At 56.1% G+C, this 7,069-nt stretch carries 7 protein-coding genes; 5 read left to right on the top strand and 2 right to left on the bottom strand.

The window, feature by feature from the left end; translation table 11 throughout:
• Positions 1 to 608 (bottom strand): DNA-primase RepB domain-containing protein (locus tag V7730_RS21405; protein WP_335749588.1); only part of this gene is annotated, 608 nt, incomplete at its 3' end.
• Between the two features lie 405 nt (positions 609 to 1,013).
• Here V7730_RS21405 and V7730_RS21400 point away from each other — a divergent pair.
• Positions 1,014 to 2,684, top strand: a complete 1,671-nt coding sequence (locus V7730_RS21400; protein ID WP_335749587.1) for a tetratricopeptide repeat protein — start codon at positions 1,014 to 1,016, stop codon at positions 2,682 to 2,684.
• Positions 2,685 to 3,044: 360 nt separating this feature from the next.
• On the opposite strand, the gene V7730_RS21395 is transcribed toward V7730_RS21400, so the two are convergent.
• Positions 3,045 to 3,851 carry a LuxR C-terminal-related transcriptional regulator gene (locus tag V7730_RS21395; protein ID WP_335749586.1) on the bottom strand — a complete coding sequence of 269 codons (807 nt, stop codon included), beginning with the start codon at positions 3,849 to 3,851 and terminating at the stop codon, positions 3,045 to 3,047.
• Positions 3,852 to 4,037: 186 nt separating this feature from the next.
• Between V7730_RS21395 and V7730_RS21390 the strand changes: the two genes are divergently transcribed.
• The 4 genes from V7730_RS21390 (at position 4,038) to V7730_RS21375 (ending at position 6,692) form a co-directional block, all read left to right on the top strand.
• Complete coding sequence (locus V7730_RS21390; RefSeq protein WP_335749585.1) at positions 4,038 to 4,451, top strand: ester cyclase; 414 nt, start codon at positions 4,038 to 4,040, stop codon at positions 4,449 to 4,451.
• Positions 4,451 to 5,623: an MFS transporter gene (locus V7730_RS21385; protein WP_335749584.1), complete on the top strand. Its 1,173-nt coding sequence runs from the start codon at positions 4,451 to 4,453 to the stop codon at positions 5,621 to 5,623. Before V7730_RS21390 ends, V7730_RS21385 begins: the two co-directional genes overlap by 1 nt.
• A gap of 2 nt (positions 5,624 to 5,625) precedes the next feature.
• The gene (locus V7730_RS21380; protein WP_335749583.1) at positions 5,626 to 6,174 is read left to right on the top strand and encodes an amino acid synthesis family protein; all 549 of its coding nucleotides are present in this window, start codon (positions 5,626 to 5,628) and stop codon (positions 6,172 to 6,174) included.
• 98 nt (positions 6,175 to 6,272) lie between these two features.
• Positions 6,273 to 6,692: an ester cyclase gene (locus V7730_RS21375; protein ID WP_335749582.1), complete on the top strand. Its 420-nt coding sequence runs from the start codon at positions 6,273 to 6,275 to the stop codon at positions 6,690 to 6,692.
• Positions 6,693 to 7,069 lie beyond the last annotated feature (377 nt).

The raw sequence follows: 7,069 nt of genomic DNA, 5'->3' as shown, positions 1-7,069 counted from the left end.
TGCCACGTTGCGGCAGACACCCGCACCACAGTGCGAGATTTTTGGTTTATCGTTCCCGGAAGTCGAAAGACACGGGCAGCGTCTTTGCAGGCCGGATCAGCGCCGAACCGTAAAGCGAACTTGATCGCAGCTCTCATCGCGCCGTCCCAGCGCTTCAACGCTTTTGGGGGCAGTGGTTTAATGAGCCAGATGACCGCGAGGCCTCTTCCCGTGTGCAAGAAGACAGACGGCAGAGGAATTGCCGCCGCGGTCAGCGCCTCTTCGAACGCTTTCTGCACTTCAGAGGCAGGTTTACCCCGCCACTCCAGCCTATTGGGATAATCGAGATCCAGATAGACCGCGTTTAGCTGGGCAAGGTTAGTGTTGCGTCGCCGTTTCCAAAACCGGTTCAGCGACACGTAGCTCGTCCCATCCAACCAAGCAGGCAAAACCTCGCAGAAACCCTCGGTCGTCTCACATCTCGAAGTAGGAACGCCATTGTTAATCATCAGAAGGCTGGGGTTTCCGAGCATGTCGCTCGGATGCATACGCATCAAGTTGTCTTCAGGCGAGATCTCAGCTGAAGGATGAACAGGCGTTGTGAAGTCGGTTGAGGGGCTGTGTTTCATTCACAGCAAATACGTCCCGCTCCAGAATTGCTGAAAAAATCGGTGAAAGATTTTTCCAGAGTGGAAGGAGTTCGCAAAACTGATCCGCGTTTCAAAACCCACCGGAGGATGCAACGCCTCCTGACAGGATTATTCTGCCCGAATCGGCGACGGAAGCTGCAGCGAGCTACCGCTTTTTTCCCCTAATATCGGTCGACATGAACGGCCCAAACCAGACCTTCACTAATGCCATTGACGCTGCGGCGCAGCTTCACTGAAGCGGTCGTTCAGGCATCGCGCAGCATTTTGACAGGACCGATGACGGCTATGCGGGACAAAGCCGTCGTTGGCCGCTTGGTACGAGCAGCTTATCGAATCGCCAACTTTGCGCTACATTAAGTCCAATAATTCAGGGGGGAATTATCAATGGACTACTTTGACGTTGACGTTTACTCGCGCAAAATCACGACCAAGTCAGCCGACGCCCAACTCTGGTTCGACCGCGGTCTGGTGTGGACGTATTCATACAACCATGAGCAGGCGATCGAGTGCTTTCAGAAGGCGCTGGAGCACGATCCTGAATGTGCAATGGCTCATTGGGGCGTCGCATATGCCGTCGGGCCAAACTATAATTTCGAATGGTGGATGATGGATCCGGATACCAAGTCGAATGCACTGGCAACGGCATATGACTCCACGCAAGTGGCACTTGCTCTGGTCGAAAAGATCACCCCTCCCGAACGCGCACTCATCCAAGCCCTTCCGGCCCGCTATCCGCAGCGTGAGACGATCGATGAGCAAAAGCCGTGGAACGATGGCTTTGCTGCCGCGATGGAGAAGGCGTATGGCGCGCACCCGAATGACATCGAGGTTGCCACTGTCTATGTCGAGTCGATCCTGAACCAGACACCATGGAAAATGTGGGACATCTGGAAAAACACGGTTGCCGACGGGGCTGGCACGGTCGAGGCGCAGAAGGTACTGGAGAAATTCGTGGACACCCCCGAAGGCCGAGCCCATCCCGGCATCCTTCACCTGTATGTCCACCTGATGGAAATGTCACCAACACCTGAGAAAGCGTTGATGGCGGGCGACTGCCTGCGCGAACTGGTGCCCGATGCCGGTCATTTGATCCACATGCCAACACATATCGACATCCAGTGCGGCGAATACCGTGACACCCTGTACTGGAACCAGAAAGGCATTGAGGCCGATCTAAAGATCGCCGAACGCCAGGGGCGCATGAACTTCTACACCGCCTACCGCGTGCACAATTACCATTTCGCCATTTATGGCGCGATGTTCCTCGGCCAGTACGAACCGGCGATGGACGCTGCGGAAGAGATGATCCGCGAAATACCAGTGGATCTACTGAAAATGGCGAGCCCGCCGATGGCGGATTTTCTGGAGAGCTATATCTCCATGAAGACCCATGTTCAGATCCGTTTTGGTAAATGGCGCAACATCGTTTCCGAACCGCTGCCTGAAGATCAGAATCTCTACTGCCACACCACCGCCTCTCTGCACTACGCCAAAGCCGTTGCGCATGCCGCACTGGGCGAGGTGTCAAGCTCCGAAGCCGAACGGGTCAAGTTCATGGAAGCACGTGCGAAAGTGCCTGAGAGCCGCTACCTTCACAACAACCGCTGTATCGACCTTTTGGATGTGGCGGAGCAGATGCTGGATGGTGAGCTTGAGTACCGGAAAGGCAACTACGACGCTGCTTTCGCTCATCTCCGAAAAGCGAACAAGCTGGAAGACACCCTGGCCTATGACGAACCGTGGGGTTGGATTCAGCCCGTGCGCCATGCTCTCGGTGCTCTGACACTTGAGCAGGGCCGCGTTGAGGAAGCCGAGCAGGCTTACCGCGAAGACCTTGGCCTCGCTGGTCAGCTGCCGCGCGCCTGCATTCATCCTGACAATATCTGGAGCCTGAAGGGCCTTGACGACTGTCTACGCCGCCGCGGCGTTGGGGACAGCGCGGAGGCAAAGCTCATCCGCCAGCGTCTTGAGATTGCAGCAGCCAGGTCAGACCTGCCTGTCGGTGCTTCCTGCCATTGCGCCCAAGCGGCTATGGAGGCGGTGGCGGCGGAATAGACACCGGACGTTCAGAGATCCGTCGCAAATCGGTCGAGCCCCTCACGCCAGGCGTTTGGGGGCCGACCATTACGACAGTTTCCTCAGTCACAGACCAACAATTCCATGTCCACTTCGGGCTCTGAGCCGACTTTCGGCGGTGCGGCATTATCCTGCGTGCCTCGTCTGTCTGATGAACAAGAACGGCCCCGACCGGACCTTCAGTCGATGGCCCAATGCTGAGATGCAGCCGAGCGAAGCGGCCATTCGTGCATCGCGCAGCATTTTGTCGGCTTGATCGTCGACTTGCAGGCTTTCGCAGCGCCTGCTCCAATGGCCGCTCGCGTGCAGATAAGTCTCTGGTGCCAGATGGTTTTTCTGTCACATAAACGTCTGTTGCGCGGCACTGATCAGGCGGGCGTTTTCAAGTGCGATCACACTTTGTGCGGCGAATGTCTGCGCAAGTCGTGTGGTATCATCAGAAAATGGGCGGACTGTTTGTCGGTAAATGGTAAACGCACCAACCAATCTATCCGCGGCCAACATGGGGATCGCGACGAAAGACCGGGCCCCGCCCAAATCAGCCGTCGCATAGCGCAAAGGATCGTCCGTGCGGTAAATATCTTCGGACTTAACATCGATGATATTGATCACATCACGCTTTTCATCCATCCGTCCCAATCCAGTCGCGGGGCTTACAGAAAATTCTCTCTGATCATCCAGCCAGTCTTTGAAAGGCTGTGCAATCCCGAGTGTGTGGCTCGCACAGAACCGGCTATTTCCTCGGTATTCAAAGAGAATTCCAAATTCGGCATCGCAGAGCTCAAGCGCATAGGTAAGTATGAACGGGATAACCGCGTTGATATCTCCCTGCGCTTCGCTGATGATCCGCAAGACCTCACTGAGTGCCTTTTCGCGGTTGATCGCCTCTTCCAGACTGAGCGCCAGTTCTGAAATGACAGAGGTCAATTCGGTTTGGCTGCGAGGTTGCGGTGCGTCGCCCCGTAGCCGTGTTAAAAGTTCGAGCTTTGAGGACACTTCAAGCTTTCGGTAGATCGTCGCCAGATGCGTGCGCACCGTAGACGGCGCAATGTGCAGGTCATTGGCGATCCTTTGATAGGTCGCACCGCCGGCGTAAGATTGGGCGATTTCCAATTCTCGTGCGCTAAGATCAATGTGCGGTATCACCAGAAATGCTCCGTTGAAATTCGTTAGATTTGATTGTGGATACAGCAGGACAAACAAGCAATCCTGCAACTGCTGTAGCTCAAATACTGCATGCGCAACGGTCAAATTACAGCATTTGCACGATACCATACATTGCCGATTCATGGATAGTCTGACCCCAATGAAATCAACACGGAGAATATTCTGATGTCACTTTATCAAACTGCACATGCCTTTTTTGAAGCCTGCGAAACCGGCCAGGGATGGAACGCTTGCGAGGCCTTTTGCCACGCGGATGCATCATTTGCATGCCAAGCGGATGCTTTAGCCGAGACGACGACTTTGGCGGCTTATGCCGACTGGATGAAAGGGCTTTTGACCCCGGTTCCCGATGGGCGTTATGTGATGAAAGCATTTACGGTCGACGAGGCGCGAAACGCAGTCGTAGCAGCGGCAGAGTTTCACGGAACCCAAACCGGTGAAGGCGGGCCAGTCGCGCCAACTGGTAAAACTGTCGTTTCCGACTACGCTTATGTCATGGAGTTCGATGGCGAAAAAATCCGCCACATGACCAAGATCTGGAACGATGTGCAGGCCCTGCGCGGGCTTGGCTGGGCCTGATGCGCTGGCGCATCCTTGCGCTGTTGTTTCTGGCCCGTATTGGGACCGGCTTGCAGTTCCAGACACTTGGCTCTGTGGGCGACGATCTGATCGTCGCCTTCGGGCTCGATTACGGGACCATCGGCCTTCTCATCGGCCTGTTCATGGCACCGGGTCTTTTTCTGGCCCTGCCTGCGGGATTTCTGGGAGGGTATACCTCTGACCGGATGCTTGCTGTCGCAGGCCTTCTGGCTTTGGCCGTCGGCGGTTTTGTCTCGGGGTTTGCGACCGAAAGCTGGTTTGTCGGTCTGGGCCGGGTGTTGGCCGGTGCGGGCTTTCTTCTGATCAACCTATATTTCACCAAGATGGTCGCCGACTGGTTCGTGGGCCGCGAAATCGCGACCGCCATGAGCGTTCTTTTGACCAGTTGGCCAATCGGGATTGCCATGGGCCAGATTGGCCATGCCTGGCTGGCCCAGAGTTTCGGGTGGACTGCTCCTTTCCTCGCGGCGTCCACCTATTGCCTTTCGGCAGCGGTGTGCGTGTTCTTGTTCTACCGCGCGCCGGGCGATAAAAAGGCGGCAGCATCGGCCAGATCCATAGCGTTGTCGGGCAAGGAATTGCGGCTGATCTTCTGCGCCGGATGTGCATGGGGCGTCTATAACGCAGGCTATGTTGTTTATCTGTCCTTTGGCCCCAAGATTCTGGAAGCGCAGGGATACACAATACTTGCTGCGGCCGGGACGATCAGCGTCGCCAGCTGGTTGATGATCGTGTCCTTCGCGCTTTGCGGGTATATCGCGGATCACTTCGGGCACCGGAACACAATCCTTGCCATCTGCATGACGTCTGCGGTCCTTTCGCTTTTCCTGCTTGGCGTGCCGGGCGCAGGTATTGCGTCAAGCGTGCTGTTTGGCCTTGTCGGTTTCGCACCGGCAGGTGTGATCATGGCTCTTGCCGGAGAAGCGATGCGGCCCGAGCAACGCGCCTTTGGAATGGGTGTCTTTTTCACCGTCTATTTCGCGATCATGATGGCCGCGCCGCCGATTGCGGGAGCCGTTCTGGACGCGACAGGTAATATCTTCGCGCCAATCTACTTTGGCATGGTCAATTTCGCAGCCGTCATCCCCGCCGCCTTCGCCTTTCGGTGGTTGAAATCGTCTGACGTATCACCACCAATAAAGGAGGCATAAACATGAATGTCCGCAAAATCGTCCTTAACAAGGAAACCGTCACATCAGACGAAATGGGCAGGACTTGCGCGCCGATCACACGGGTTGCTGCGATGGCGGTGGTGAAGAACCCATTCGCCGGGATCGATCAGGACGACCTATCACGCCTGTTCGAAATGGGGGCACAGCTTGGCAAAACCCTGACACCTCAGATCGTGGCGCTCCTGGACGGCCCGCCAACCTGCTATGGCAAGGCCGCCTTGGTCGGAAGTGCTGGCGCAATGGAGCACGGAGGGGCAATGCTTCATCCTAAACTCGGAAAACCCGTTCGGGCCGCTGTGGGCGGTGGCGAATCCCTCATGCCGTCAAACGTCAAGGTTGCGGGCATGGCAACGGCAATTGATCTGCCCTTGGGACACAAGGACAACGCATGGTCCTTTGACCACATCGACACGATGACCCTCTGGCTGCCGGATGCACCCCGGGCGGATGAGATCGTTTTGTGTATCGCGGTGTCTGACGGCGCCAGGCCCAATCCAAGGGTCGGCAAAGGACCCGCGACCACAGGATGACCAACCTGACCGATTTCAGTCGGTCAGGCGTATTTGTGCCTTTACACATGGGGTAGCCCCCTTGAAATTATCCATATTGAACAAAGAGGTTTCTACCAATGCATTCTACCGAAAAAACTGTCCGCCAATTCCACGAGTCCTGGGATATGCGCGACCCAGAGCGAGGCGCGGCCGTCATCGCAGACGACTGCCATTTTGAGGACGTGGCGCGCGGCGAAAGCCAGATTGGCCCGGACGGCTACAGAATGGATTATGAACGCTGGCGCGCGGCTTTTCCGGATGGCGAGGTGAAGGTGGTCAACGTAATTGTGGACGGTGACAGGGCCGTTGTCGAATTTATCAATCGCGGCACGCATACAGGGCCGCTGGTGTCTTCCCTTGGCACATTCGCACCGAGCGGCAAGTGGCAAGAGACGCGCTATTGCAGTGTAATGCGCGTGAAGGACGGCAAAGTCGTCGAAGGGCGCGATTACTACGATGCCGCGACGGTCGCGCGTCAACTGGGGCTGGTGAGCTGATTTTGAGGCCTTCCGATTTTGATACAAACGGATAATGATTGTATTCGATAGAGGCGCGGCACGTGGATCTGACTACGATTTACGAAGAGCTTGACGGCACCAGTTTAGTTGATTGGTGCTGAAAAGCGATGTCACGGCTCTTGAGTTGGTGAATGCAATGATCCGCCCGACCCAACAGGTGAACTGCAATCAAAACGACGTCATTACCCAAATGTTCGATCATGCCCGCACGGCTGCCAAAAGCGCGCCGCTAAACCGCTCTGAATGTCCGCTTTTGTATTAGTAGTCCCATGATACCGCACGTGCAGCGAATGCACACTTTCCGCCCTTCGTGAAGGCTGCCGCTTCCGGCCCATTGCTGCCGTTCACGTCCACCT

The sequence above is a fragment of the Sulfitobacter sp. genome, from assembly GCF_036961165.1.
Lineage (GTDB): Bacteria > Pseudomonadota > Alphaproteobacteria > Rhodobacterales > Rhodobacteraceae > Sulfitobacter.
This window is presented reverse-complemented; position numbering and strand designations above follow the sequence as displayed.